Source organism: Larkinella fluvii (assembly GCF_051857545.1).
Classification (GTDB): domain Bacteria; phylum Bacteroidota; class Bacteroidia; order Cytophagales; family Spirosomataceae; genus Larkinella.
Genome location: NZ_JBPZHB010000011.1, coordinates 1 through 25603, shown reverse-complemented (window position 1 = coordinate 25603; position 25603 = coordinate 1). Strand labels below are relative to the sequence as shown.

Genomic DNA, 25603 nt, shown 5'->3' with positions numbered 1-25603 from the left:
AGCTGGAAACGATGAGTCGGTTTGGATCATGCCTTTGCTGGATTGCCCTGTTCATGCTGGTAAACGCCGGGATGGCGGTTGGACAGTCTGGCGGGGCGGATGAAGGCGTGCCGCCGACGCGGATTTATTTGCCCGACCAATACAACGCGAACGGGCAAAATTTTGCCATAACACAGGACCAGCGGGGCGTCATTTACGTCGGTAATTTCGCCGGGGTGCTCGAATACGACGGATTGAACTGGCGAACTATCCCGACCACCAACATTACGAAAGTGTCGGCGTTGCTGCGGGCCAAAAACGGCACCATTTACGTAGGAGCCAATGGCGAATTTGGTTTTCTGAAAGCCGACAGCACCGGAACGCTCGGGTTTGTCAGTCTGAGTCAGCGGGTCAAAAGCCGGTTTGCCGAGGTGCTGTCGGTGGTCGAAATGCCGGATGGAATCTACTTCATTTGCCAAAACCGGGTGTTTCGCTGGAACGGAAAAACCGTCAACGAATGGGCGGTGGAGCAGGCGGTTCTGTCGGCGTTTGAGGTCAATCAATCGCTCTATCTGTTTCGGAAACAAAGCGGTTTAGGCGTGTTTCGGAACGGTTCGATCACCCCGGTCCGCCAGAACGGAAACGTGCCGGTGCTGTTTGACTTGCTTGACATCTTGCCTTTGAATAAAGATAAGTCGCTGCTAATCACCAGCAACCAGGGCCTTTTTCAGTTGTCCAACAACACCATCGACGTTTTCACCAGCCCGGTCAACGCCTTTCTTTCGGCCCATCAGGCCACCAGTGGTGTGGTGTTGAGTGATCGCAGCATTGCCATCAGCACCTTGCGGGGCGGTATATTGATCCTGAATTCCGATGGGCAGCTCAAACAGATTATTCGGGGCATCGAGGGACTGACCGACCAACTCGTCAATGCGATGTTTACCGACCGTGAAGGGAACGTCTGGCTGGCGCTTAACAACGGTCTGGCGCAGATGGAGGTGCCTTCGCAACTGACCCTGTTCGGCACGTCGTCGCGGCTGACGGGCGAAATTATGGACATTCGGCGGGTGGGAAGTACGGTTTATCTGGCTGCGGTAAACGGCCTTTTTCAACTGACCAACGCGGCCGTTCGCCCGGTGCCGGGCCTGAACATGAGCTGTTTTTCGCTGGCCGAAGCCGCCGGTTCGCTTTTTGTTGCCACCAGCAAAGGCGTTTATCAACTGATCGGTAACCAAAAACAGGCTCTGACGCAGGCGTATGCACTCAGCCTGTCAGCCTCTCTAAAAGACCCTTCGCGTCTGTACGTCGGAACGGAGAACGGGGTGGGCATTCTGACGGTTCCCCGTAGTAAACTATCGTCCTATCGGCCCATTTCCGGTTTTTCCGAGCGTGTGGTCGGCATCCACGAAGATCCATCCGGCACGGTTTGGCTCGAAACGCTGACGGCGGGTTTACACCGGCTGATCGCTACGACCAACGGGGTTCAGGTGGTAGAAAGCCAGCAGGGGTTGCCTACGTTGTTTTACAACCGCGTTGCGGTTACGACGCAGGGCGTGCTGGTTTTCAACGAAAAAGGCATTTATCGGTACAATCCGCAGCAAAACCGCTTTGCCGCCTACAATCCGTTTGGTACGGAAAAACCAGGGACGGCGTATTGGAAAAATAACCTGATGGAAGACCGGAGCGGGAACATCTGGACGGTGGAAGGCGACAAAAAACGTGTGACGCTGTATCAAAAGCAGGGCAACGGATTCAAGGAATTTACGACGCCGTTTCTGCCGATTTCCACCTCGCCGGTCAACGTTATTTACCTGGATCAGCAGGGGCTGGTGTGGTTTGGCGGGCGCGATGGCGTGATTCGGTACAATGCCGGTATTGCCAAAAAATACGCGTTGCCGTACCAGGCTCTGATTCGGAAAGTCCAGACGCTGGACGAGAAAAACCGGTTCAGTGACGTGAGTTTTGAGTATTCAGCGGCCAGTTTCCCGATTGCAAAAGGGCTGACTTTTCAATACCGGCTCGAAAATTACGACAAAGCCTGGTCGGACTGGACGCCGGAGAGCAAGAAAGAATACACCAACCTGCCGCCGGGCAACTACGTGTTTCGGGTGCGCGCCCGGAATATTTACGAAACCCCGAGTCGGGAAGCGACCTATTCCTTCCGGGTCTTTCCGCCCTGGTATGGTCGTTGGTGGGTGATCACGCTGTTTGTTCTGGCTGCCGGTTTGCTCATTTACCTCCTGGTGCGTTGGCGACTGAAAGTGCTGATGCGGGAAAAACAGGCGCTGGAAACGCTGATTCAGGAGCGAACCGAAGAGGTGGTCAGCCAGAAATCGGAGCTGGAAAAGCAGTCGGAAGAACTGGCGATCAAGAACGATCAACTCGAAAAAATCGACCTCATTGTGCAGTCGATCAACGCGGAAATCGACTTTGCGAACCTGTTCCAGACCATTCTGACGAAGTTTTCAGTGATTCGGAACATGACGAGCGCGAGCTTTTTGGTGTATGACAAACCGACGAATTCGTACCACTTCAAGGCGCTGCGGAGTAATCTGGAGTTGGCGCACGTGGCGTCGATAGGGCTCACGCGCGAACAGGCCGAAAACCGCTACCTGTCGCAAACCGTCGAAATATTCGAAGATATTTACCTGAAAAATGACGTCTATTACGAACCGTTGAACAATCCGATCGATGATCTGGATACGCCCAAGTCGTTGATTACCATTGTGATCGAGAATAAAGGCCACATCGAAGGGTTCATTACGCTCGAAAACACCACCCGTTCGGGCGCGTTCGACCAGCGCGACATCAGCATGATCGGGAATCTGCGGGAACACCTCATTGCCGCTTTCATCAAAACCCGGTTGCTGGAAAATCTCGAAAATACGTTGCACGACCTCCGCGCCACGCAGCACGAACTGATCCGTCAGGAGCGGCTGGCGTCGGTTGGGCAGTTGACCAAAGGCATCGTGGATCGGATTTTGAACCCACTCAATTACGTCAGCAATTTCTCCCAATTGTCGGAAGAGATCATCCACGAATTTACCGACCGGCTTAAAAAGGAGCAGGACGTGCTCAGCGCCGATGTGCGGGACGACATCATGGATGATCTGGACGTGTTGAAGATGAATCTGGCTAAAATTCAGGAACATAGCGCCAGCACGACCCGAATTCTGAAAGACATGCAGGTATTGCTGCGGGAAAAATCCCGGGATTTTCAGGACACCGATCTCAATCAGTTTGTTGAAACCAAAGCCCGGATTGCTTTGCACGAAATGAAAGGCGATTACCCGGATTTTGCCATCAATCTGGTGCTGAATCTGGACAAAAAGCCCGTCCGAACCAGCCTGCTACCGAACGAATTCGGGCAGGTGGTTCAGAACATTGTGAGCAATTCGTATTATACCCTGTTCGAAAAGAGCAAGCTGACCAAAGACTTCATGCCCGAAGTACGGATTGTTACCAGTCGGGTTGATGATCACGTTATTGTACGCATCCGCGACAACGGCAAAGGTATTCCGCAGCGGGAAATTGCGAATCTTTTCAACCCGTTTTTTACCACCAAACCCACCTCCAAAGGCACCGGCCTTGGCCTGTTCATGACCAAGGACATTGTGCAACTCCACCGGGGGAAAATCGAAATCAGCTCGAAAGAAGGCGAGTACACCGAGATTCAGATGACGCTGCCGGTTTTGGGTGATTAGCGTATGGTGGCGATTTTGCGGACTGGTTAAACCCGCAACGAGCCACGGAACGCCCGGGCCGCATAGTATGATTCGGCACCGTTGTGATAGACGAAAACCGTGTTGTAGCGACGGTCGCAAAAGAGCGCACCACCGAGTTTTCGGATCTCGGCAGGGGTTTGAATCCAGCTCGATGTTTTGGTGTCGAATGTTCCCAGTTGCTGCAAGGCCCGGTATTGGTCTTCCGTTAAGAGCTCGATGCCCATGTCTGACGCCATCTCGACGGCACTGTTTGCCGGTTTGTTTTCTTTCCTGGATTCCAGCGCTGCATGGTCGTAGCAAAGGCTTCGGCGGCCTTTGGGACTTTCCGCCGAGCAATCGTAAAAAATGTATTCGTCCGTCTTCTGATCATAGCCCACCACATCCGGTTCACCACCCGTGCTTTCCATATCGTCGAGCGACCACAGTTTGGCCGGATTCGCTTCCAGTCTGGCCTGCACTTTCGCCCACTCTAGCCCGGCGTGGCGGTTCTTGTTTTTCTCAAAACGGGCTTTTAAAATTTCCAGAAGTTCTTCGCGTTGTTGGGAAGACAATTCGTTTCGATGGCTCATTCTGATAGATTTGTTATACGTTTTTTCTAACTGTTGATTCAAGCCTTCATCATCCTACTGACTGGCGCATACTAAACTTTCTGTCGACCGGCCTGAAAGACCAGGATACACCGGTTAAGATTAGCAATAACAGGGGACCAAACAATTCTTTAGCGTCATCCCGTACGACTAAATGAGAAAAAACCGCCCCCGACATGGCGAAGAAAAAGCCGGCATAGGTCCATTCCTTGAGTAACGGAAATTTAGGGATGAGAATGGCGATAACACCGGCTATTTTCCAAATTCCGATCAACGTTAAAAAATAGATGGGATAACCCAAACGGGTCATCATGTCAACTTCTTCTTTCATTTTAATTAATTGTACGATTCCGGTTGACAGCATTCCCAGGGCCAGCCAGATCGTGGAAATCCAGTAGATTAGTTTATTTCTCTTTGTCATTTCCGGTTAGTTTAAAGGGCGTAAGATTTCCTGTAAGCGGTTGTGAGCCATGTTGATACCTTGAGCGAAGGGGAGCCGCAGCATCTGGTCCCGGAGGGCCACGGATCGGTAGACAATGTGCATCGTGAGTTTGCTGGTATCATCGGTCAGGTGTTCGAATTCCAGGAATTCAAGCTGAGCCTCAAATCGGATCGCCGAACCGGGCGTGTTTTCCATCTCGAAGGTACGGGTGATTTTCCGGTTCGATACCAATTCATGAATCACGCCATGGGACTGAAATACCACATTTCCCTGCGCATCGGCGGTTTCAAACTGCCAACTGCCGTGCTTTTTATTTTCAAGTTTCAGCACCTTCGTTCCCATCCATTGCGCCACCAGATCAGCCTCTGTGTAGGCTTTAAAAAGTAACGATACGGGCAATTCAAATTCCCGCGTAATCACCAATTCCTGTTTGCCGTCTTCGGCCATTATTTTTGTTTTTCGTTCCATACCAGCCTGTTGTATCCGTCTATTGTCCGGGTTTATAATTTTTCATAAGGGTTTCCAATTTGTTGAACCGATCATCCCACATTGCACGGAATGGTTCGATAAAATCCGCTACTTCTTTCATCTTTTTCGCATTGATGGAATAGTACATTTCCCGGCCGTTTTGGTGCTGTTCCAGTAATTCGCACTCGGTCAGTATTTGCAAATGTTTGGAAACGGTCGGTCTTGCGGTGTCAAAGTTAGATGCGATGGCTCCTGCCGTCATCGAGTGGGAAGCCACCAGCAGCAGGATGGCCCGGCGGGTCGGGTCGGCCAGGGCCTGGAATACATCTCGTCGTAAATTCATTGTGTAGTCATTTGGCTACAAATATATATGTAGCTGTTTGACTACGCAAAATTTTCTAAATTTTTTCTATCAGACAGGGGAAGGCTGATCCACGAAAGTTGGAGGAAAAGGTTGGGCAGTTGCCGTAACAGAACTGGCGTTACTGGATGTCGTAACTGCCGCCGTAGACTTTGCCATTGCTGAAATAGATGCTGATCAGTAAATCGCTGGCAATGGGCTGATCATCAACGATAACGGGTTGCCAGCGGGGCATATCCCGCAGGGCCGTTACAAGTTGACGGGCCAGTTCGCGCTCGGCCGGGGGGCGGTTTTGGATGTAGGCCAGTGGCTTGAGGCCAAACAGAATGCCCTCTTCCGACAGGGTTCCTTCCAGCGTGAAAAATACCGACGGCTCAGTGGGCTGAATGTGACGAAGCCGCTCCTTCAATACGGTGATAAATTGCTTTTTACCGCCTTCAAATTCTGCTTTTTTGATGAGGGGCTGGCAGTCAACCGGTATTCCTTCGGGCGTAAAACATTCGCCTTTCCGGGCTGTTCCCAGTTTGTATAATTCCCGGCGTTTCGGGGAGCCATCTTCATAATACGAAAAATAGGGGCCGTTGATCTGGCTATCTTTAAAATCGCAGGTCCAGTGCAGTTGTCCGTTCGGATACCAGGCCCGGGTTTGTCCGTGGCGAATTCGGAGCTGAAAATCCCGGTAATGTTCTTCCAAAAGCCGCCGGTTGGCTTTGTCATACACGCGGAAGGTTGCCACACGTTTCCAACGATCGTGGTAGGTGACTTCCTCAATCGAATTCTGAAATTCCCGGCGTTCAATCCGGTTCTTCATCCGGCGACTTTTCTTGTTTTCGTCGTCGGGCTGGGCGACCAGCAAGGTGGCCAGGGCTATCAGAAAGAAGCTGTTCATCGGGCGCGGAATGGATTTTACTTTTCACGTACTATATAGCTGCGAACGCGTACTTTTGTTCAACCGAAATCGGGTCAGCCTGTTCATTCAGTAACTAAAAATAGCGCATGAAGTCAATTTATATAATCATTGCTACATTTTTTTTATTTTTTCAGGGTCTGGCGCAGTCAGGTCCGCAACCAGGTCCGACGGTTACGTACCGCAATCCGGTTATTGCCGGTGATTTTGCCGATCCGTCGGTCATCCGCGTGGGCGACACCTACTACGCGGCTGGTACGTCGTCTGAATGGGCACCCGCCTACCCAATTTATTCGTCGAAGGACCTGGTCAACTGGGCGTATGTAGGCCCGGTTTTCTCCGCCCTGCCCGAATGGACGATGGGGAGTTTCTGGGCGCCGGAACTGTATCACCGCAACGGGATTTTTTACGTCTATTATACCGCCCGCCGGAAATCAGACCAGCGTTCGTTTATCGGCGTGGCCACCACCCGCGACCTGCGGAAAGGCTTTACCGATCAGGGCGTCCTGCTCGAATGGACGTCTGAAGCCATCGACGCCTTTGTGCTGGAAGATCAGGGGAAACGCTACATCACCTGGAAAGCCTACGGGCTGGACAAAGGAAAAGCCATCGAGCTATTGGGGGCTGAACTGTCGCCCGATGGGTTGAAGGTGACCGGCAAGGCGTTTACGCTGCTAACGGCAGAACGCGGCAACTGGGAAGCGGGTGGCGCCGAAGGGCAGGCGTTGTTTAAACGGGGACGGTATTTCTACATGCTCTATTCGGGCAATACCTGTTGCGGAGCCAATTGCAACTACCAGGTCGGTTTTGCTCGCGCCGAAAAACTGCAGGGGCCGTGGGAAAAATACGCCGGCAATCCGGTGCTGGTGGGCGACGATACTTGGAAATGCCCCGGACACGGAACCGTCGTGACGACCCCCGACAACCGCTATTTCTATTTGCATCACGCCTACAATGGCACCGATTTTACGTTTACGGGCCGCCAGGGTGTTCTGAGTGAGCTGGTTTGGGATGAAAAAACGCAGTGGCCGGTTTTCCGCTACGGAACCACGACGCCCGCGCAGGCCGAATCGCCCACCCGAATGGGGCAGAAAACGGATGTCAATTTAGCCGTCGATTTTGGAAAACCGGTGGGTAATTTGCCCTGGGTGTGGGATGTCAGCTTGCCAAAACCGGTGTTCAGCGTGGCGGGTGGTTCGTTCAAAATGCAAAACACCGTCGCTACGCCAATCGGGAATTTTCTGGGATTTGTGGTTAAAAAAGGCACCTATACCTTTTCAACCACGGTTGAGCCGCAACCGGATGTGTTGCAAAGCATCACGCTTTACGGCGATGCTGCGAATGCGCTGGGGTTCGGGGTTCGCAAAAGAACGCTGGAACTCTGGCAGGTGAAAGAAGGTGTCCGGCAAATCCTGAAATCACAACCACTGCCGACGACAACCGCTGCGGTTCATTTGCAGCTAAAAAGCCGTTTCGGCCAGCTTTACGATTTTTCCTGGTCGACGGAAGGAGGGAAGCCCGAACCTTTGCTAACGATGCCGGTCAATGGCGGCTACCTGCCCCGCTGGGATCGTGCCCCGCGCATTGGCCTGAGTGTTTCCGGTGAAAAACAGGGCTACGGGGTCGTGCGGTCTATTGGGATGCAGTATCATTGAAAAACCAGACCGGTTTTCAGGGTAAACCGCCCGTAATTTCCTTTAAATAATCAAAAAACGCTTTCTTCCGGGGTGAACTGATCTGCCAGTTGACGGGAATGGACTGATAGCCGTCGTTGAAACCTTCGTCCTTCAGGCGGTAATCGAAGAATCCCCAGGACGCGTAGGCAGTAGTAGCGGCCTGAAAATTGTTGGCGGGTTTATCAAAATCGAAATGATCGTCTTCGTTGAAGACCAGCGGCATGGGGCGGTACCCGGCCACGGCGCGGGTTTGCTGAACCATGTCGACAATTTTGGAAGCTTCTTTCACGCCATTGCCGTGTAGAATCAGATAGTCTGCTTCCCGCACCACGTTCTCTTGCGGGATTTTCCCGCCACTGTAGCTCGTGCTGACCAGAAACCGGTGGCCGTTTCGTTTTTTCGCTTTCACGCGCCGGATCAGTTCATGAACGCGCTCCGCTTTCAAAATGTCGTGGTCATACCGGATGTCACACTCGTTGTTGATCTCGATCAACACATTCCGATAACCGCCATTAGCCAAAATTTCCATCGTATTGTCTACGGCATTGACGACAGCCGCTTCATTTTTTAAGTACTCATCTTGCCCGAAATAGAACAAACCGAGGATAACTACCATGCCCAGCTCGTCGGCCTTGTCCAGAATTCGCTTGAGCCGGTTGGCAAAGTGAGGTTCATAACTGCCGTTTGGGTTGAACATCGAATTGATCCAAGGCTGGTTTTTGGAGTAACCTTCCGGGCTTCCGCCCTGCAAATTGAGGGTGATGGCCAGCAAACCGTGTTTTTTCCAAACCGGCATGGCGGCCACAAACTCCGCGGTGTTGCGGTTAGGGTCCCAGGTTTTGGTGTCGGGATAGGCCCACTTGGAGCGGGTTTCCGGATTTCGGTCGTCAAAAATACCCTGTACCATGCGGGAATTGGGCAAAAGTCCTTCAATCTTGTGACCATTCCAGGTGCGTCCTTTGAAGGTGGGTTTGCCGTTGATGTAGAACTGGTCGCCCACGATGGAAACCGTCGTTTTTCGTTTGGGTGGTTTGGATTGGCCGACCGACCAGTGAGGGAGAAAACAAAGAAAAGACAGGCTGACAAGTAAGGCAAAGGAACGGTTTTTCATGAAGGTTCAGGAACAGGATTGGGCGGCAAGGTATTGATTTCCCGAAAAAAGAAAAAGGGCACCGTTCGGATGCCCATCGTTCATTAGTCTGTGCCGGTTTTAGCTCCGGTTTCGTTGTTCCAGTTGATAAAGCCGGTCGCGTTGCCGGGAGGTCAGCACGGAGAGTAAATCTTTCCGTTTCTGTTGTTGCAACTGCCGGTATTGCCGACGGTCGTTGCGTTCATTCCGCGTCAGGCCCCGGCGCTCGTAGCGATCCTGAATGTTCCTGATTTCGCGTTTCTGGCGGTTGGTCAGGTTCAGTTCGTTCTGCCAGCGTTCCAGTTTATTTTCGAGGGGAATCTCCCGAACGTTGGGGTTATCGTAACGGCCATAGCGATCATCATTTCGGTCGTAGCGGTCGTTCACAGTAGGCCTTTGCGTCGTACAACCGCCAATCATTAGGGCCACAGCCGTTACCATTATCAATATCTTTTTCATGTTCGTATCGAATTGTTGTTCGTTAATGTGTTTTGGATGCGTATCGGCAGCGAAGGTTTAACGGAGAAAGCAAAATTGATCGAAAAGCAAAAAGCCCCCGGAAAATTCCGGAGGCTTTGCCTATATGATTTGTTGATTTCGGCTATTTACACAACCCGGTCTCCGCGAATCAATCGTAAGATAATGGCAATGACGGCGATCACCAGCAAAACGTGGATGATGTTACCCATACCAAAACTACCAAAGCCCAATAATCCTACCAGCCAAATGATGATTAAAATCACCGCAATGACATAAAGCAAATTTCCCATGACGTTTCCTGTTTTGGTTTAATGAAACTGTGATACGGTTATGGTTTAGAAAAATGCGTGCCAATTGTGGGAAAGGCGGTTTTTGAGCAAAAAACGGCTGTTTCCTGATTTTTTAGCGAAAAGTTGTACCCATAAATGACACAAAACTGGTGTCATTGTGTAGAAAATACTACCCACTTCTTTCGGATAGTGCGCTTTTATTCCTTGGGAGGGACGTAAAAAGAATCAGTTTCGGGTTTCGCCCAGGGCGGCCAGCCAGTCAGCATAATAAAGTTGTGTAGTCCTGGCATCTTCCGGGTGGATCGACTTCTTCCCGGTATTCAGACTTTTGAGGTGAGTCAGACTTGGATAAATACCGGCTTTTAATCCGGCGAGGTAAGCCGCACCCAGCGCCGAAACATCCGGCATACCGCCGTTGACGACCATTTTGCCAAGCAAATCCGCCAGAAATTGCAGGATAAATCCGTTGGCGGTCATTCCACCGTTCACCATCAATTCCTGCAAGTGGATTCCCGTGTCCGCTTCCATTGCCACGATGACGTCCTTAATCTGGTAGGGAATCGACTCCAGGGCCGCCCGAACGAGGTGGTTTTTACTGGAACCGAACGTGAGTCCGGAAATGGTTGCCTTGCGGGCCATCTGCCAGTGGGGCGCTCCCAAACCGCTGAACGCCGGAATGATATAGACCCCGCCGTTGTCGCTGACGGCTGTAGCCATCGCTTCGGTTTCCCGGCTTTCAGCAAAGAGGTTCAGGCTATTTTTTAGCCATTCGATGGTGGCCCCGCAGGTGACGATGACGCCTTCCAGGGCGTAGTCCACGCGGTCTTCGGTGCTCCAGCAAACCGTAGAAACCATTCCGCGTTTTGACTCCTGAAGCTCCGAGCCAATGTTCATGAGGATGGAACAGCCCGTTCCCAACGTCGCCTTGGCGGTGCCGGGTTCAAAACACCCCTCGCCAAACGCAGCCGCGTGGGAGTCGCCGATGAGGGCGGTAATTGGAAGAAGATGATCGAATAAACCGTTGAAATTCGACGCGCCGAACGAAAAAGCCGACGGTTTGGGCTGGGGGAGATTCAGTTGGGATAAACCAAAAGCTGCCAGCAGTTCCATGTCCCAGTCCAGCGTTTTCAGGTTAAAAAACAGCGTTCGGGATGCGTTGGTGTAGTCTGTAAAATAGGTCTGGCCGTCGGTTAACTGGTAGAGCAGCCACGTATCGACCGTACCAAAGTACGCATTTCCGGCATCGACGGCCTGGCGCACTTTTTCGTTGTTTTCGTAGAGCCAGATCAGTTTGGTTCCCGAAAAATAAGGATCGATGAACAGACCGGTTTTCGTTTTTACCTGCTCTTCCAGTCCTTCGGATTTGAGACGCTCACACACCTCGATCGAGCGTTTACACTGCCACACGATGGCGTTGTAGAGCGGCATACCGGCCCGATCCCAGACGACGAAGGTTTCGCGCTGGTTTGAAATGCCACAGGTCCGAATGGCCCGAAGATCACCACCCTGAGCTGCAAAAGTTTCGAGGCATTTTTTGACAGAAGCCAGCACATTGGCGAATAGCTGTTCTGGGTCCTGCTCGACGTAACCGTCGCCGTAATACCGGGTTCTGAGCGGTTCCGACGCCCGCGCAACGGCTTCTCCGTGTTCGTTAAACAGCAGCGTTTTCGTACTGCTCGTGCCTTGGTCAATCGCCAGAATAAAGCTGTTTTCCATGTTCTTACTCGCCTTTGGTGCTGGATTTGTCGATGATAACGGCCAGTAGGATGACGATTCCCTTGACAACCTGCTGCCAGAACGGCGAAACGTTTAACAGCACCAGCCCGTTGTTCAAAACGCCGATGATAACCGCGCCCTGCACTGTGCCGAGGATGCTGCCCCGTCCGCCCGACAGCGAGGTGCCACCAATCACCACGGCCGCGATGGAATCCAGTTCGTAGCTCGTTCCGGCATTGGGTTGCGCCGAATCCAGCCGGGACGTCACCAGCAATCCACCGACTGCCGCCAGCGCACCGGCCAGGGTGTAGACCCCTATTTTGATGCGATTGATGTTGACGCCCGACAGCCGGGCCGCACTTTCGCTGCCGCCAATGGCGTAGACGTACCGGCCAAACCGGGTCTGATCCATGAGTAAAACCGTGACCAGTACAATACCACCGGAAATCCAGACCGGCAGCGGAATGCCTAAAAACCAGCCGGTTCCGAGGAAGGTGAACGAATCGCCCAAACCGGTGATGGGAAATCCTTCGGTCCACAGCATCGTCAAACCCCGGGCGATGGTGAGCATGGCCAGGGTGGCGACAAACGGTGGCAGTTTAAACCGGGTGATCGCCCAGCCGTTGAACCAGCCGAGCAAACTGCCGGTCAGAATACCGGCGACAATGGCTCCGAAAACCGTAAAACCGATATACAGATTACTGGCGGGGAGTTCAATTCCGTTCCGGAGCAAACCGGCGGCAATGGCACCCGAAAGCGCCAGCACCGAACCGACGGACAGGTCGATGCCGGCCGTCAGCACCACCAGCGTCATGCCGACGGAAATGCAGATGTTGACCGAGATTTGCCGCAGAACGTTCCAGCCGTTGGCTACAGTAAAAAACTTGTCAGACAGTAAACCGATCGTGATGCAAAGCAGGAGCAGGGCAATCAGCGATTGAAATTTCAGGATAACGGGTCGGTAGGTTTGCAAGGAGATTTGCATGGATGCCTTTGTTAAATGGTTTGAGGAATAGCGGCTTTCAGAATCTCGTCTTCCGAGGCATCGGCGGGGAGTTCGGACGTTAGACTTCCTTCGCTCATGACCAGAATGCGGTCGGAAATCGCCAGAATTTCCGGGAGTTCCGAGGAAACTACGAGAATGCCCATGCCTTCGTCGGCTAGTTGCAGAATGAGCTTGTAGATTTCATTTTTGGCGTTGACATCGATGCCACGCGTAGGCTCGTCCAGCATCAATAGTTTGGGATGGGTCGCCAGCCATTTTGACAGAACGATTTTCTGCTGGTTTCCCCCGCTCAGGTTCCGGGCGGTTTGCCGCTCCGAGGATGTTTTGATGTTCAGGTCGGTGATGTATTGGTTTGCCAGGCTGGATTCTTTCGCCCGGCTGAGCAGTCCGTTTCGTTCAATGCTTTTGAGGTTGGTCAAACTGATGTTCGTCCGTACATCCAGCCCCAGTACAAGTCCGTCTTTCTTCCGGTCTTCCGGCACCAGTGCCAAACCCGCTGCGATGGCGTCGCCGGGTGACTTAAAATGCCTTTCCTGCTCATCCAGCCGAATTTTGCCGCTGGTTCGCTTCGGATGCAGGCCAAAAAGCGTTTCCAGCAATTCGGTTCGTCCCGCGCCCATCAGCCCGAAAATACCGACGATTTCGCCCCGCCCCACGCTGAAGGAAATGTTCTTGAGCTGGTTTTCCTGCGTTCGCTCGGGGTGCTTCAGGCACAGATTCTCCACCGACAGCAGCGGTTTGGGAGACAAAAAACCGGCTTGCCGACGGATGGTATGAACCGCCCGTCCAACCATTCTTCGAATGATGTCATCGTGGGTCATGCCCTGCATTTCGCCGGATTCGATGGATTTTCCGTCGCGCAGCACCACAAACCGGTCGGCCATTTTGAACAGTTCGTCCAGTTTGTGCGAGATATAAACGATGGCTTTCTGTTCCTTTTTTAAATCCGCGATAATTCTGAACAGCACTTCCACCTCGCTTTCGCTGATGGCCGAGGTGGGTTCATCCATGATGATCACTTCCGAGTCGATCAGTAGCGCTTTGGCGATTTCGACCACCTGCTGCTGTCCCACTTTCAGCTCCGAAACCAGCGTGTCGGGGCTGATGGACAGACTCAGCCGGTCGAGCAGTTGCCCGGTCCGCAGTCGCATTGCCTTCTTGTCGAGTGTTCCCCAGCGGGTTGTCAGTTCGCGGCCCAGAAAGATGTTTTCGGTGATGTTCAGGTACGGAATCAGGTTCAGTTCCTGGTGGATGATGGCAATGCCGCAGTCCTGCGCGTCGCGGGGAGAGGTAAACCGAACAGGATTCCCCTTGTACCAAATCTGGCCTTCGTAGTCGGGATAAACACCCGACAGGATTTTCATTAGCGTGGACTTTCCGGCACCGTTTTCACCAATCACCGCCGTCACTTTTCCGGCCTGAAATTCTAGGCAAACGGCGTCCAGCGCGGTTACCCCCGAAAATCGCTTCGTTATGTTTTCCGCTCTTAGCATATCACGTACCCACGGACCGGATGGAAATCGGAATGACTTCGATGGCTTCGGTATGCAAATGGGCCTGGTTCAGTTCGATGGCACCCGTAAACTCCACTTCCATCCCGGTTTTTACGCTGGTTTTAAAGGGAGCCACCACCCGCTTCCGAATAATCTGGTTGATTTCCGCCGAGACATTGTTCAAATCCATCGTACTGGTAAACTCCGTCAGGCTGATCAGCCCTGATGCATCGCGGGCGGCATTTCCGAAAATGTATTCCGTGGCCACGATGATGTCAGGTCCGTTGGTCAGCGAAACCGTGACCTCCTGATCGCGAACTGCGGTTATTTTACCCTGCCCTTTGACCAGAAAATACCGGATGTTGCCGATGCTCATCGCGTTGGAATGTGCAGCAAACGCCTGGTCTTTGTCGGTTTTCAAGGCCTGAATCAAGGTGTTCAGGTCGGTTGCTTTGGTTGTTGCGGGCAGCAGTTTGGTTTTCCAGAAGGCATCGGCGTAGGCTGTCGCATCGAACTGCGTCCGGGCACCTTTGGCCTTCACTTCGTCCAGTTTTTTGAAATAAACGGAATGATAGACCACTACCGCCAGCAGCAGAAGCAAGGCTCCATACTTTAATCCGGGTTTATTCATGGTTTAGTTTCTAGGACTACGTCTGATAATTATTTACACTTTCGCTTTTTGCCCCTAAATCCCCTAAAGTGGACTTGGACGCAGCTAAATCCGGATGCAGAAAGTCCCCTTTAGGGGATTTAGGGGCAAAAGCGAAAGTCCTAGTTTCGTTTAATCAATGCGCTGTAATCCTTGATGTTAGCTTGCGAAACCAGCTCGACGGCTACCGGCATTTTTTGCGGGAAATCCCGTTTCCCCTTAAAATAGTCGCCGGCATACAGCGCAGCGGTTTTCGCCATTGTCTCGGGTGATTGCAGGCCGGTCGCCATGATTTTTCCGTTGCTGATCGACTCGATGACATCCAGTGCTCCGTCGAAACCGTAGACTTTGATTTCGCGGGTTTTTCCAGCCGCCATTACGGCCTGGTAAGCTCCCATCGCCATGGCATCGTTCCCGCAGAAAATCCCGTCGATGTCGGGGTGGGCCTGCAAGATCGATTCGACCACTTCCAGGGCCTTGTTCCGGTCGAAATCGGCACTTTGCTGGGCTACCATCTTGAAAGCCGGGTACGAATCCACGACGCTGTGGAATCCCTTCGACCGGTTCCAGGTGTTGTTGTCGCCCACCAGACCCAGGATTTCGACATATTTGATCGCGTCGCCTGACGGTTTTTTCGGGATCGTCTGCACAAAATATTTCCCGATGGCCACGCAGCCCGCGTAGTTGTCGGACAGAATCTGGGAGGTTGCCGCCCCGCTCGAATTGACTTCACGGTCCATACAAAACACCGGAATACCCGCTTCTTTGGCTTTCAGAACATTCACGACCGAACCGTCGGCATCCGTTGGATTGAACAGGATGGCGTCGAAACCGGAGACAATGGCGTTTTCGAAATGATCGGTTTCCAGCGCCGTATTGTTCTGGGAGTCAAAGATTTTGGCTTCGTATCCCAGCGATTTCGCCTGGGCGGCTGCCGTTTCGGCCAGCACCACAAACCAGGGATTGTTCAGCGTCGAAATAATGACCGCAACCTGTTTAGGCTGGTTTTCGCTGGACGTTTTCTGGCATCCACCGAAAATCAGGAGCGTGATGATCAAGGCGAATAGCGGTATTTTTTTAGGAAAGAATGCCTGGTTCATGGTGTTGTTGCACAATCGATTAAAGTAAGTAGCCGCTGTTAGCGTGTTGGAAACACGCTAACAGCGGTAAAGGCCCCATTTTTACGGAAATACCGTCACAATCACCCGCTGATAACGGGTCAGGGCCGGTTTGCCGTTATCGGTTACGGCCAGAATGACATGCAGTGTCTCCGGTTGGGTCACTTTTGGGGCCGTCAAAAAAGCCGACTTTTGCCGGTTATCCTGAATTTCGAGCGGCCGGTTGCTTTCAAAAGTCCCTGGTTCGCGGTAATAAATCCATTCGTAGGAGAGCGAATTTCCATCGGGATCGGTTGATCCGTCCGCACTTAAAACCACTTTCTCCCCACTTTTTACCCGCAATTGATTGGCGTGTTTCAAAACCGCCACCGGCGGGTGGTTGGCTTCCTTGTACGGTTTGACGGTCCAGTCGATGCGGGCGGCAAAGTCGTGTTGGTAGGCCTGCCGCCAGCGCCAGATGGTCGCTTTGTTGCTGTTGTGCCAGGCTCCGTCGATGCCCACCACCTCGTCTTCGGTGTCGGTCCAGATGGGGCGGGTTTCGGGTTCCAGAAACCACTTGCGGGTGCGGGGTGTATACAGCTCGTAACGGCCGCCCCAACTACCGTAGTTGGGGTGTTCCGGATCGCTCAAGCCGTTGGTAATCAGGCCAAGAAAGCTGGGCGTGTCTCCTTCCATGATGAAATCTGTGTGCGGGTGTTCGGCACCGAGTGGTCCGTGGTTTTTTCGAATATTTTCGTCCAGCCAGCGGTTATTGACCAGATTGGAATCGGCACCGTCGAATCCCCGCGTGAAGCCGTCGCCACTGATGCCGCGCCAGGTGGAATAATGGTAGCCGCCCCGGGCGTGAAAACCGGGACTAATAATGTAAAAAAGGGTAGGGAAGGTCTTGCGAATCCACGGCCCGGCGTCATCCTGATCAGAAATGGTATAGACCCGGATTTTGGACACAAACTGCTCCACTTCTTCGGGGGTGCGGGTTTGCCTGACTTTCCAGAGGGCCTGTCCCAGGCAATTGGCTCCGCCCCAGATTGGAATCCAGACCGGGCGGTCGTCTTTCCGGTCCACCACGGCGATGATGTGTTCCGAGCCTTCCGAGTCGTTGCCCGGCCCAACGGCATCCATACCGTATTTGGGAATCGCCGGTTTGATGCGACTGAGCAGGTAGTCGGTTTCGGGATAGCCTTTTTCGTGGAGCAGCAGGTTGTTCCGCACTTTTCCGTAGGCCTGAACAATCCGCTGAATCCGCTCGGGCGCCACCCGGTTTCGTTGATGCACTGAGGTTGTAGCGATCAGTCCTTCCACATCCCATTGATTGGAATAGGTCAGAAACCGCACCATTGACTGGGCGTCATCGGGTTCATTTTCAATGTCGGTCAACACCAGCACCCGGAGTTTTCTGGCTTCCTGCGCCTGACAAATGCCTGACGATAGCAATACGATGAAGGAGAGGAGGGGTAGGAATACGTTTTTCATGGGTAGGAAAGGTTAAGCCGTTTTCCGAACCAGGTTCAGCCCGGTTTCGGCAATGCCTTCTTCGGACAAACCGTAATGATGGAAGATCTCGATCTGGGAACCCGTAACGGTGTATTCATCCGGGATACCCATGATTTTAAACGAATTACGAAAACCGTTCTGCATCAGGAACGAAGCACAGGCTTCGCCCAAGCCCCCGTATACACTGTGTTCTTCCACCGTGACAATCGGAACACCGCTTGAAGCGAGCTGTGCCAGCAACTCGTAATCCAGCGGTTTGATGGTGTGCATACTGACCACCGTCGACCGAATACCGTACAGGGTTTCCAGCCGCCGGGCCGCCTGAATGGCCGGATAGACGGTTTCGCCCGTTCCGATAATGATCAAGTCATTCCCTTCCCGGACAACACTGCCTTTCCCGAATTCAAACCGGCGGTTCGGGTCTTCGGTCAACAAGGGCATCGCTTTTTTGCCGAACCTGATGTAAATGGGATGTTCGGTTTGGGCCGCTAATCGAATGGCCTGTTCCGTTTCAAAATTATCCGCCGGAACAACAATGATCAGGTTGTGGACCGCCCGCAAAGCCGCAAAATCGTGCAAACTGTGGTGGGTCGAGCCCAACGCGCCGTAGCTTACACCGGCACTGATGCCGATGAGTTTGACCGGGTTATCGGAATACGCGACGTCGGTTTTGATCTGTTCAAACGAACGGGCCGTCAGAAAACAGGCGGGAGAAACCGCAAACACTTTTTTGCCGGTCGAGGCCAAACCGGCCGCGACGCCCACCAGATTTTGCTCGGCAATCCCGATTTCGACCATCTGCGCCGGGAATTTCTGGCCAAAAGGCACCAGCTTTCCCGAACCCCGCGAGTCACTGGTTACGACCAGAATCGTTTTGTCGGTGCTGGCCAGTTCCTGAAGCGTTCCCGAAAAAACGTCGAGGTTGGCTTTATACGTAACAAGTTCGTTTTGCGTGATTTCTGCCATGTCTATCAATCGTTCGTTTCTCAGCGGAGAACGGCCTCGGCCTCCGCCAACTCTGCCAGCGCGTGGGTATATTGATCGGGATTCGGCACGCCGTGGTGCCATTTCAACTGGTTTTCCATGTAACTGATGCCCCGGCCTTTGACCGTGTGTGCAATCACGAGGCTGGGTTTGCCGACCGTAAAAGGCAAAGCCGCAAAGGTTTCCTTCAACGCTCCCAAATCATGTCCGTCGACGTGCCGGACTTCCCAGCCGAATGCTTCAAATTTCCGGTCGATGGGGTCCGTATTGCAGACGTCGGTCGTGGCCCCTGAAATTTGCAAACCGTTGTTGTCGATGATGGCGCAGAGGTTATCGAGCTTGTAATGAGACGCTAACAACGCCCCTTCCCAGTTGGAACCTTCGGGTAATTCGCCGTCGCCGAGCATCGTGAAAACCCGGTAGGAGAGGTCGTCCAGTTTGGCGGCCAGGGCGGTTCCGACGCTGAGCGACAGGCCGTGTCCCAGCGAACCGGTATTCTGCTCGATGCCGTTGACTTTGCGGGTCGGGTGACCAATGTAATGCGAACCGTATTTACACAGGGTCATCAAATCCGATTCCGGGAAAAAACCTTTGTCTGCCAATACGACGTACAAGGCTTCCACCGTATGGCCCTTGCTCTGAATGTAGCGGTCGCGCAGGGGCGACCTGAAGTTGTCCGGACCGACGTTCAGAACGTGGTTATACAGCACATTCAGAATGTCCACGCACGACAGACTTCCTCCGGTATGCCCGGCTTTCGCTTCGACGATATACTTGAGAATCTTCCGGCGATAGTCGACGGACTTGCGGGCTAATTCCTGTTCAGTCATGCTTTCTTAATGTTCGTACACGTCCCAGCCCATGTAGTTTTCAAAGGCTTCTTTCAAAATACCGGCGGTTTTGGACGCATTCATCACCACATGGTGTTCAAAACCGTTGCGGCAAACGTACTGCATGAGCCCCTGCAAATTCGGAATTTGGGCTACCGCCCGGTTTCCGAAGGTATTCAGGGCATCGTCGGTCAGTTGGCCTTCGCCAATGTAGGCTTTGATGATGCCTTTGGAATCGTCGGTGCTGATGCGGCCGAAGGTGAGGGGAGAGGCCGGGGTGCGACCCGACAGGGCTCCGTACGTATTTTCTTCCCCGACGCTGGTCCCCAGAATCGGGGCGGTACTAATTTCAATGTCCGGTAAAAACGACTTCGCCCAGTTGCCACAATGAAACAGCACGCACTTATTTTCGTCGTCGGCGTAATTGTTGTTCCAGTCGACCAGCGCGCTGGGCGAACCGGAGGCCAGTTGCATGGCGTACATGCTCAGTGTTCCCGTCACATCGACCTCGCAGGCACTCGGCAACATGTTTTCACTCATCATGCTCATGCTGGTACAGACGTTGCAGCCGTAATTCTGCTGAATGGAGGTCCAGCACTGAATGGCGGTGGCGTCGAGGGAATTCTGTTCCACGAAGTCATTCAGCACCACGTCCAGTTTGGCGATCTGCACCAGCTTCTCATCCGGTGTGCGGCCCGTTGGCGTATACGCTTTAATGGCTTCCAGGCGGTTTTTGACGCTGATGTCGTCTTTGGTCAGCTTGTTGGCATTCCCCAGAATTTCGGACAAATCGACGGTCACCACCGAAATGCCGTTGCGCTGAAGAATTTTTTCGCTGTAGCGAACCGTGTTGAATCCGCCCGGCCGGGCACCCACGGCACCAATCCGGACTTTCTGCAAACCCCGTACGACTCGACAAACCCCGATAAAATTCTGCAAATCCTGCGTAAAACTCGGATCGGTTGGATGAACGACGTGTTTGGTCGTCAGGGTATATTTGATGCCGAACTGGTAGAGGTTATTACAAACCGAAATCTTTCCGCACCATGAATCCCGTCGGCGGGCGACATCCAGTTTGTTCAGATCGTCGGGATAGGCCTGAATCAGCACCGGAACGTTCAAGTCGGCCAGTTTCAGGGTTTCTGCGACGCCCCGTTCATCGCCGAAATTGGGCAGAATCACCAGAATGCCGCTGATTTCGTCGCGGTGCTTTTTGAACAAATCCGCACATTTCCGGGCGTCCTGAAACGTTTCCACTCCGCCCAGTTTAGTTTCTTCCGTTTCCAGTAAAATCGGATTGACGTTTTGGCTTTTCAGGATGTCGATGATTTCGACCCGCGACTCGGCCACCAGCCGATCCGGGAAAAAGTCACGGTTTCCAATGATGACACCCAGACTGATGGGAGCGCTTTCTTTCTTGGTCATAGTAAGTTAAGGGGCAATGGTCGTAGAATGATTGGCAGGTTTCGTGCTACCCGAAATCCGATAAATCGAAGCAATTTACAAAATAAACGAAAGTAAAAAATAGTAAACGAAAAAATAGGTCGGCATTTTAAAACTTAATAGTAGGAAAATTATATCATTTTATGGTTTTTAGCTTTATTTAATTTTTGTATTCTTTCGTTTGAAATGCGTCATCCAACCGCCTGGACGCGCGATTGGCAAAAGATAAAACCAAAAAAGCCCCCGACAGACTGCCGGGGGCTTTTGTATGCGTAAGCTGAGGGGATGATTACATCATGCCGCCCATGCCACCTGGGTGGCCATGTCCGCCACCACCAGCCGGTGCTTCTTCCGGTTCGTCGGCAATCACACACTCGGTGGTCAACAACAAGCCAGCGATCGAAGCGGCATTTTCCAGGGCCAGACGGGTTACTTTCGTCGGGTCGATGATACCAGCTTCCACCATGTTTTCGTAACGATCTTCGCGGGCGTTGTAACCGTAGTCGCCTTCGCCGGCTTTCACCGCGTTCACAACCACGGAGCTTTCGCCACCAGCGTTGGCTACAATCGTCCGCAACGGAGATTCCAGCGCAACGCGGATGATGTTTACACCGGTTTTTTCGTCTTCGTTGCGGGTTTCAACCGCATCCAATGACTTGATCGTCCGGATGAAAGCAACACCACCACCGGCAACGATACCTTCTTCAACCGCAGCGCGGGTTGCGTGCAGGGCATCATCAACGCGGTCTTTCTTTTCTTTCATTTCTACTTCGGTAGCAGCACCGATGTACAGAATCGCTACACCGCCCGACAGTTTCGCCAGACGTTCCTGTAGTTTTTCCTTGTCGTAATCGGAAGTCGTGTTTTCGATCTGTGATTTGATCTGGTTTACACGGCCCGTAATGTCTTCTTTTTCACCTGCACCATTGATAACAGTTGTGTTATCCTTGTCGATGATGATTTTTTCGGCAGTGCCTAAAAATTCAATAGAAGTGTTTTCCAGTTTGAAACCACGCTCTTCGGCGATGACCTGGCCACCCGTCAGGATAGCAATGTCTTCCAGCATGGCTTTCCGGCGATCGCCAAAGCCCGGAGCTTTCACAGCGGCCACTTTGAGGGCACCACGGATTTTGTTGACAACCAGCGTAGCCAGTGCTTCACCATCGACATCTTCGGCGATGATCAGCAACGGACGACCGGTTTGAGCAACTTGCTCCAGAACCGGCAGCAATTCTTTCATCGAAGAAACTTTTTTCTCCGAGATCAGAATGAACGGACGGTCCAGTTCAACTTCCATTTTGTCGGTATTGGTCACGAAGTAAGCCGACAGATAACCGCGGTCAAACTGCATCCCTTCAACGGTTTTTACTTCCGTTTCCGTACCACGCGCTTCCTCAACGGTGATCACACCTTCTTTACCCACTTTTTCCATGGCATCGGCAATCATCTGGCCGATTTCCTCATCGCTGTTCGCCGAGATTGTTGCTACCTGAGCAATTTCTTTCGACGTTTCGATGGCGCGTGACTGTGAACGCAGGTTGTCAACTACAGCGATAACCGCTTTGTCGATACCGCGTTTCAGGTCCATCGGGTTGGCACCGGCTGCTACGTTTTTCACCCCGATCGAGTAGATCGCCTGGGCCAGAACGGTAGCCGTCGTGGTTCCGTCACCGGCTGAATCAGCGGTTTTGGAAGCGACTTCTTTCACCAATTGAGCGCCCATGTTTTCGATGGCGTCTTTCAGTTCAATTTCTTTGGCAACGGTAACACCATCTTTGGTGATCGCCGGTGAGCCGAATTTTTTATCCAGAATAACGTTCCGGCCTTTTGGTCCCAACGTTACTTTAACAGCGTCGGCGAGGGTATCAACACCCTTCTTGATCCGATCGCGGGCGTCGATATCAAAAAATATTTTCTTAGACATGAGTGAAAAGGAATTAATGGTTTTAACGAGTAATGCAAACGGGTTTCCGGGCAGCCAGTGTCAGTTTAAACTGAACCGGGGCTGGCGGGAGAACCTTAGATAATGGCAAAAATGTCCGACTCACGCATGATGAGGTATTCTTTTCCCTCAACGGTGATTTCGGTACCGGCATACTTACCGTACAAAACGGTATCGCCAACCTGAACGGTCAGAGGCTCATCTTTCTTGCCCGTGCCAACGGCGACAATCGTTCCACGTTGTGGCTTTTCTTTGGCGGTGTCGGGGATGATGATACCAAATGCGGTTTTTTCTTCAGCAGGAGCTGGTTCAACCAGCACCCGGTCAGCCAACGGTCTTACGTTTACTTTACTTTCCGTTAGTGCTTCCATAATGGGCTTGTGTTTTAGAAGTTAAATTGTTTTGTGCTTAACTAGGGCCCGACATACTGTCGAACTGACGGTCGATTTTGGTCACTTATTGTGCCAGACCACTTTTTTCTGGTAATACTGACAAAATTTCCGATTTATAATGTCAGTTTGGTAATCAGTGGGTTAGGGCAAAGCCTTTTTGGTCGGAGAAAAAAAACGCCAAACACTATTTGGCAGAATGTGAATTTTCGTTAACTTACTAAACAACAAGACTGTCTGTTCTTCATTCGTTTTCACTATGAAAAAACTTCAGAAAGACTGGTTGACGCAAGGACTGATTGATTTAGAGTACAAAAAATTTGTCGTTCTGGCCTATCTGCAAAACGTTCAGCAACACTTCTCTGACAAAAAGTTATACCCTGACCTGACGGAATTGCGGGATCATTACGAGACCGGCCTCCGTTTTCGGAACCGCAAAGGTACGCTTTCTGCTTCATTCCCCAAGGACGCCACCGGAATTGACCCCGAAAGTCTTACGGTACGGTACCAGCCCCGGCAGGAAGACGATGAGTATATGTCAGAAATCGACTCCATCATGAATTTCGCCCTGCCCCGGTTTGGACAAACCCTGACGAAAGGGCAGGAAATGGCCGACGAACTGGCCGCAAATCTGACGCTGACTCCCATCGGTATGCTGCCGCTGCGCCGGGATGAAGGCTATATTTTTCTCCATTGGTCGTCTCATTCCCAGACCCATATCTATTATTTCAGCCTGACCTGGACGGGGTTGTCTTTGCCGGGATTAGCCCTGTCGACGACGCAAACCGGCCGCCAGCCAATCCGGACGCGCTACATCGACTCCGTGCGGAAAGGCGTCGGGCGGACCTACGAAACCCTGAAACTGGAACTGATCCGCCGTCGGCCGTTCCTGCCCAACCCGGCCACGTTCATGGTGGAATCAAAACGTCGTCTGCCGCTGGAGGAAACGTTGCTGCCCATGGCTGAGCGGTTGGTGGAGCGGGAGGTTTCAGAGTAAAAAGAGTAGTTCGTTACACAGAGTTGATCGGAGGATATCAGAGGTAATCAGAGTTTACATTAATTTCTCTGATTACCTCTGATGTCCTCCGATCAACTCTGTGTAACGCTCTCTAAAATCCCCCAGAGTGCGGGAGCTACACCCGGTTTTCATGCGTTTATTTTGACGGTAAACACTTTATCGACAACACCATGAAAACACGGTTTATCTTATTCATTCTGGTTCTCAATTCAATGCTGGCTTCCGCCCAGCAACTCACCGCTATTCCCGATGGCGGCAACAAAAAAGCTTTCGTTTCGGAGCAAATTGGCCTGACAAAAATCGCCATTCACTACAGCCGCCCCGGTGTGAAAGGGCGGGAGGGAAAGGTTTGGGGAACACCGGTGGCCCATTATGGACTGGTGGACCTCGGTTTCGGCACCAGCAAAGCCGCTCCCTGGCGGGCAGGTGCCAACGAAAATACCGTCATTTCGTTTTCGAATGATGTTAAAGTCGAGGGCAAAGACCTCCCCGCCGGAACGTACGGGCTGCACATGATATTGGGCGAGGCCGAAACAACGGTTATTTTCTCCAAAAACGCGACGTCCTGGGGCAGCTTTTTCTACGAACCGTCGGAGGATGCGTTGCGCGTGACGGTTAAAAACCAGCCTCTCGACAAGAGCGTGGAGTGGCTCAAATACGAGTTCATCAACCAGACGGACAACGCGGCAACGGTGGCACTTTCGTGGGAAAAACGCCTGATCCCGTTTACGATTGAGGCCGATGTGGTGAAGATTCAGTTGGCGTCTTTTAAAAACGAATTGCGCAACTCGCAGGGCTTTACGTGGCAGTCGTACGTTCAGGCGGCTAATTATTGCCTCCAAAACAAAACCGATCTCGATCAGGCACTGGTCTTGGCCGATCAGGCCGTTGGATTGCCCTTCATTGGTCAGAAAAATTTCCAGACGCTCAGCACGAAAGCGATGGTTTTGGTGGCCCTCAACAAACAGGCCGATGCCGATGCGGTGATGAGGGAAGCCGTTCCGATGGGAAATATGAATGAATTGCACCAGTATGCGCGCACCTTACTCCAGCAGAAACGGATGAAAGACGCATATGCGGTTTTTAAGGTGAACTACGACAAGAACCCGAACCAGTTTACGACCAACGTCGGGATGGGCAGGGGGTTGTCGGCCCTAGGTGATTTCAAAAAAGCGTTGCCGTACCTGAAGGCGGCTCTGCCCCAGGCACCGAACGAGCTGAATAAGAATGGCGTCACGGCGATGATCAAGAAACTGGAAGAGGGGAAAGATGCGAATCAGTGAGTTTTAGAGAGGAGTTGTTACACAGACGGGGCCGCCCGGCGGTTGATCGGAGGACATCAGAGAAAATTAATTTAACGCAAACTGTGAGATTATTGACCCCGGAGGGGTCCGATGTTAATAGCAAATGGGTATTTTAAGCGCTTCAGGCGTGCCGGAGGTACGCGATATAGGCTTAATTGCGTACCTCCGGCACG

General features: G+C 52.3%; 23 protein-coding genes. 4 read left to right on the top strand and 19 right to left on the bottom strand.

The genetic code is table 11. From position 1 onward, the window contains the following. Positions 1-11 precede the first annotated feature (11 nt). On the top strand, positions 12-3683 hold the full coding sequence (locus tag ACS5NO_RS27045) for a sensor histidine kinase (protein WP_439418019.1): 3672 nt from the start codon (positions 12-14) through the stop codon (positions 3681-3683). Positions 3684-3709: 26 nt separating this feature from the next. Here the strand turns inward: ACS5NO_RS27045 and ACS5NO_RS27040 are convergent, their stop codons facing one another. From ACS5NO_RS27040 to ACS5NO_RS27020, 5 genes are all read right to left on the bottom strand, one after another. Then, complete coding sequence (locus tag ACS5NO_RS27040; RefSeq protein WP_439418018.1) at positions 3710-4273, bottom strand: DUF4256 domain-containing protein; 564 nt, start codon at positions 4271-4273, stop codon at positions 3710-3712. A 49-nt stretch (positions 4274-4322) separates the two neighbouring features. Beyond that, the gene (locus ACS5NO_RS27035; protein ID WP_439418017.1) at positions 4323-4712 is read right to left on the bottom strand and encodes a DoxX family protein; all 390 of its coding nucleotides are present in this window, start codon (positions 4710-4712) and stop codon (positions 4323-4325) included. Between the two features lie 6 nt (positions 4713-4718). Next, positions 4719-5201, bottom strand: a complete 483-nt coding sequence (locus ACS5NO_RS27030; RefSeq protein WP_439418016.1) for an SRPBCC domain-containing protein — start codon at positions 5199-5201, stop codon at positions 4719-4721. Positions 5202-5220: 19 nt separating this feature from the next. Further along, on the bottom strand, positions 5221-5544 hold the full coding sequence (locus ACS5NO_RS27025; RefSeq protein ID WP_150880507.1) for an ArsR/SmtB family transcription factor: 324 nt from the start codon (positions 5542-5544) through the stop codon (positions 5221-5223). A gap of 139 nt (positions 5545-5683) precedes the next feature. Beyond that, positions 5684-6451 (bottom strand): toxin-antitoxin system YwqK family antitoxin, encoded by a 768-nt coding sequence (locus ACS5NO_RS27020; RefSeq protein WP_439418015.1) that lies wholly within the window; start codon positions 6449-6451, stop codon positions 5684-5686. A 107-nt stretch (positions 6452-6558) separates the two neighbouring features. On the opposite strand from ACS5NO_RS27020, the gene ACS5NO_RS27015 reads away from it, so the two are divergent. Beyond that, a complete protein-coding gene (locus ACS5NO_RS27015; protein ID WP_439418014.1) occupies positions 6559-8124 on the top strand; it encodes a glycoside hydrolase family 43 protein in 1566 nt (521 codons plus the stop codon). A gap of 16 nt (positions 8125-8140) precedes the next feature. On the opposite strand, the gene ACS5NO_RS27010 is transcribed toward ACS5NO_RS27015, so the two are convergent. The 14 genes from ACS5NO_RS27010 to ACS5NO_RS26945 form a co-directional block, all read right to left on the bottom strand. Further along, a complete protein-coding gene (locus tag ACS5NO_RS27010) occupies positions 8141-9256 on the bottom strand; it encodes a hypothetical protein (protein WP_439418013.1) in 1116 nt (371 codons plus the stop codon). Positions 9257-9355: 99 nt separating this feature from the next. Then, the gene (locus tag ACS5NO_RS27005; RefSeq protein ID WP_439418012.1) at positions 9356-9733 is read right to left on the bottom strand and encodes a hypothetical protein; all 378 of its coding nucleotides are present in this window, start codon (positions 9731-9733) and stop codon (positions 9356-9358) included. A gap of 146 nt (positions 9734-9879) precedes the next feature. After that, complete coding sequence (locus tag ACS5NO_RS27000) at positions 9880-10044, bottom strand: lmo0937 family membrane protein (protein WP_114407910.1); 165 nt, start codon at positions 10042-10044, stop codon at positions 9880-9882. A gap of 225 nt (positions 10045-10269) precedes the next feature. Beyond that, the gene (locus ACS5NO_RS26995; protein WP_439418011.1) at positions 10270-11760 is read right to left on the bottom strand and encodes an FGGY family carbohydrate kinase; all 1491 of its coding nucleotides are present in this window, start codon (positions 11758-11760) and stop codon (positions 10270-10272) included. 4 nt (positions 11761-11764) lie between these two features. Then, positions 11765-12745: an ABC transporter permease gene (locus ACS5NO_RS26990; protein ID WP_439418010.1), complete on the bottom strand. Its 981-nt coding sequence runs from the start codon at positions 12743-12745 to the stop codon at positions 11765-11767. An 11-nt stretch (positions 12746-12756) separates the two neighbouring features. Beyond that, positions 12757-14259 (bottom strand): sugar ABC transporter ATP-binding protein, encoded by a 1503-nt coding sequence (locus ACS5NO_RS26985; protein ID WP_439418009.1) that lies wholly within the window; start codon positions 14257-14259, stop codon positions 12757-12759. A 1-nt stretch (position 14260) separates the two neighbouring features. Beyond that, complete coding sequence (locus ACS5NO_RS26980; protein WP_439418008.1) at positions 14261-14890, bottom strand: DUF2291 domain-containing protein; 630 nt, start codon at positions 14888-14890, stop codon at positions 14261-14263. A 140-nt stretch (positions 14891-15030) separates the two neighbouring features. Further along, a complete protein-coding gene (locus ACS5NO_RS26975) occupies positions 15031-16008 on the bottom strand; it encodes a D-ribose ABC transporter substrate-binding protein (RefSeq protein WP_439418007.1) in 978 nt (325 codons plus the stop codon). 81 nt (positions 16009-16089) lie between these two features. Continuing rightward, a complete protein-coding gene (locus ACS5NO_RS26970) occupies positions 16090-17499 on the bottom strand; it encodes a DUF1593 domain-containing protein (protein ID WP_439418006.1) in 1410 nt (469 codons plus the stop codon). 12 nt (positions 17500-17511) lie between these two features. Continuing rightward, a complete protein-coding gene (locus tag ACS5NO_RS26965) occupies positions 17512-18486 on the bottom strand; it encodes a transketolase family protein (protein WP_439418005.1) in 975 nt (324 codons plus the stop codon). Between the two features lie 20 nt (positions 18487-18506). Further along, a complete protein-coding gene (locus tag ACS5NO_RS26960) occupies positions 18507-19334 on the bottom strand; it encodes a transketolase (RefSeq protein WP_439418004.1) in 828 nt (275 codons plus the stop codon). 6 nt (positions 19335-19340) lie between these two features. Next, positions 19341-20759, bottom strand: a complete 1419-nt coding sequence (locus ACS5NO_RS26955; RefSeq protein WP_439418003.1) for an L-fucose/L-arabinose isomerase family protein — start codon at positions 20757-20759, stop codon at positions 19341-19343. Positions 20760-21066: 307 nt separating this feature from the next. Next, complete coding sequence (gene groL, locus ACS5NO_RS26950) at positions 21067-22701, bottom strand: chaperonin GroEL (protein ID WP_114407920.1); 1635 nt, start codon at positions 22699-22701, stop codon at positions 21067-21069. Positions 22702-22796: 95 nt separating this feature from the next. Then, a complete protein-coding gene (locus ACS5NO_RS26945) occupies positions 22797-23090 on the bottom strand; it encodes a co-chaperone GroES (RefSeq protein WP_114407921.1) in 294 nt (97 codons plus the stop codon). A gap of 277 nt (positions 23091-23367) precedes the next feature. Between ACS5NO_RS26945 and ACS5NO_RS26940 the strand changes: the two genes are divergently transcribed. Further along, entirely contained in the window at positions 23368-24105 is a 738-nt protein-coding gene (locus ACS5NO_RS26940; protein ID WP_439418002.1) for a hypothetical protein, read from the top strand. A 191-nt stretch (positions 24106-24296) separates the two neighbouring features. Then, a complete protein-coding gene (locus ACS5NO_RS26935; protein WP_439418001.1) occupies positions 24297-25409 on the top strand; it encodes a DUF2911 domain-containing protein in 1113 nt (370 codons plus the stop codon). The last annotated feature ends 194 nt before the right edge of the window (positions 25410-25603 follow it).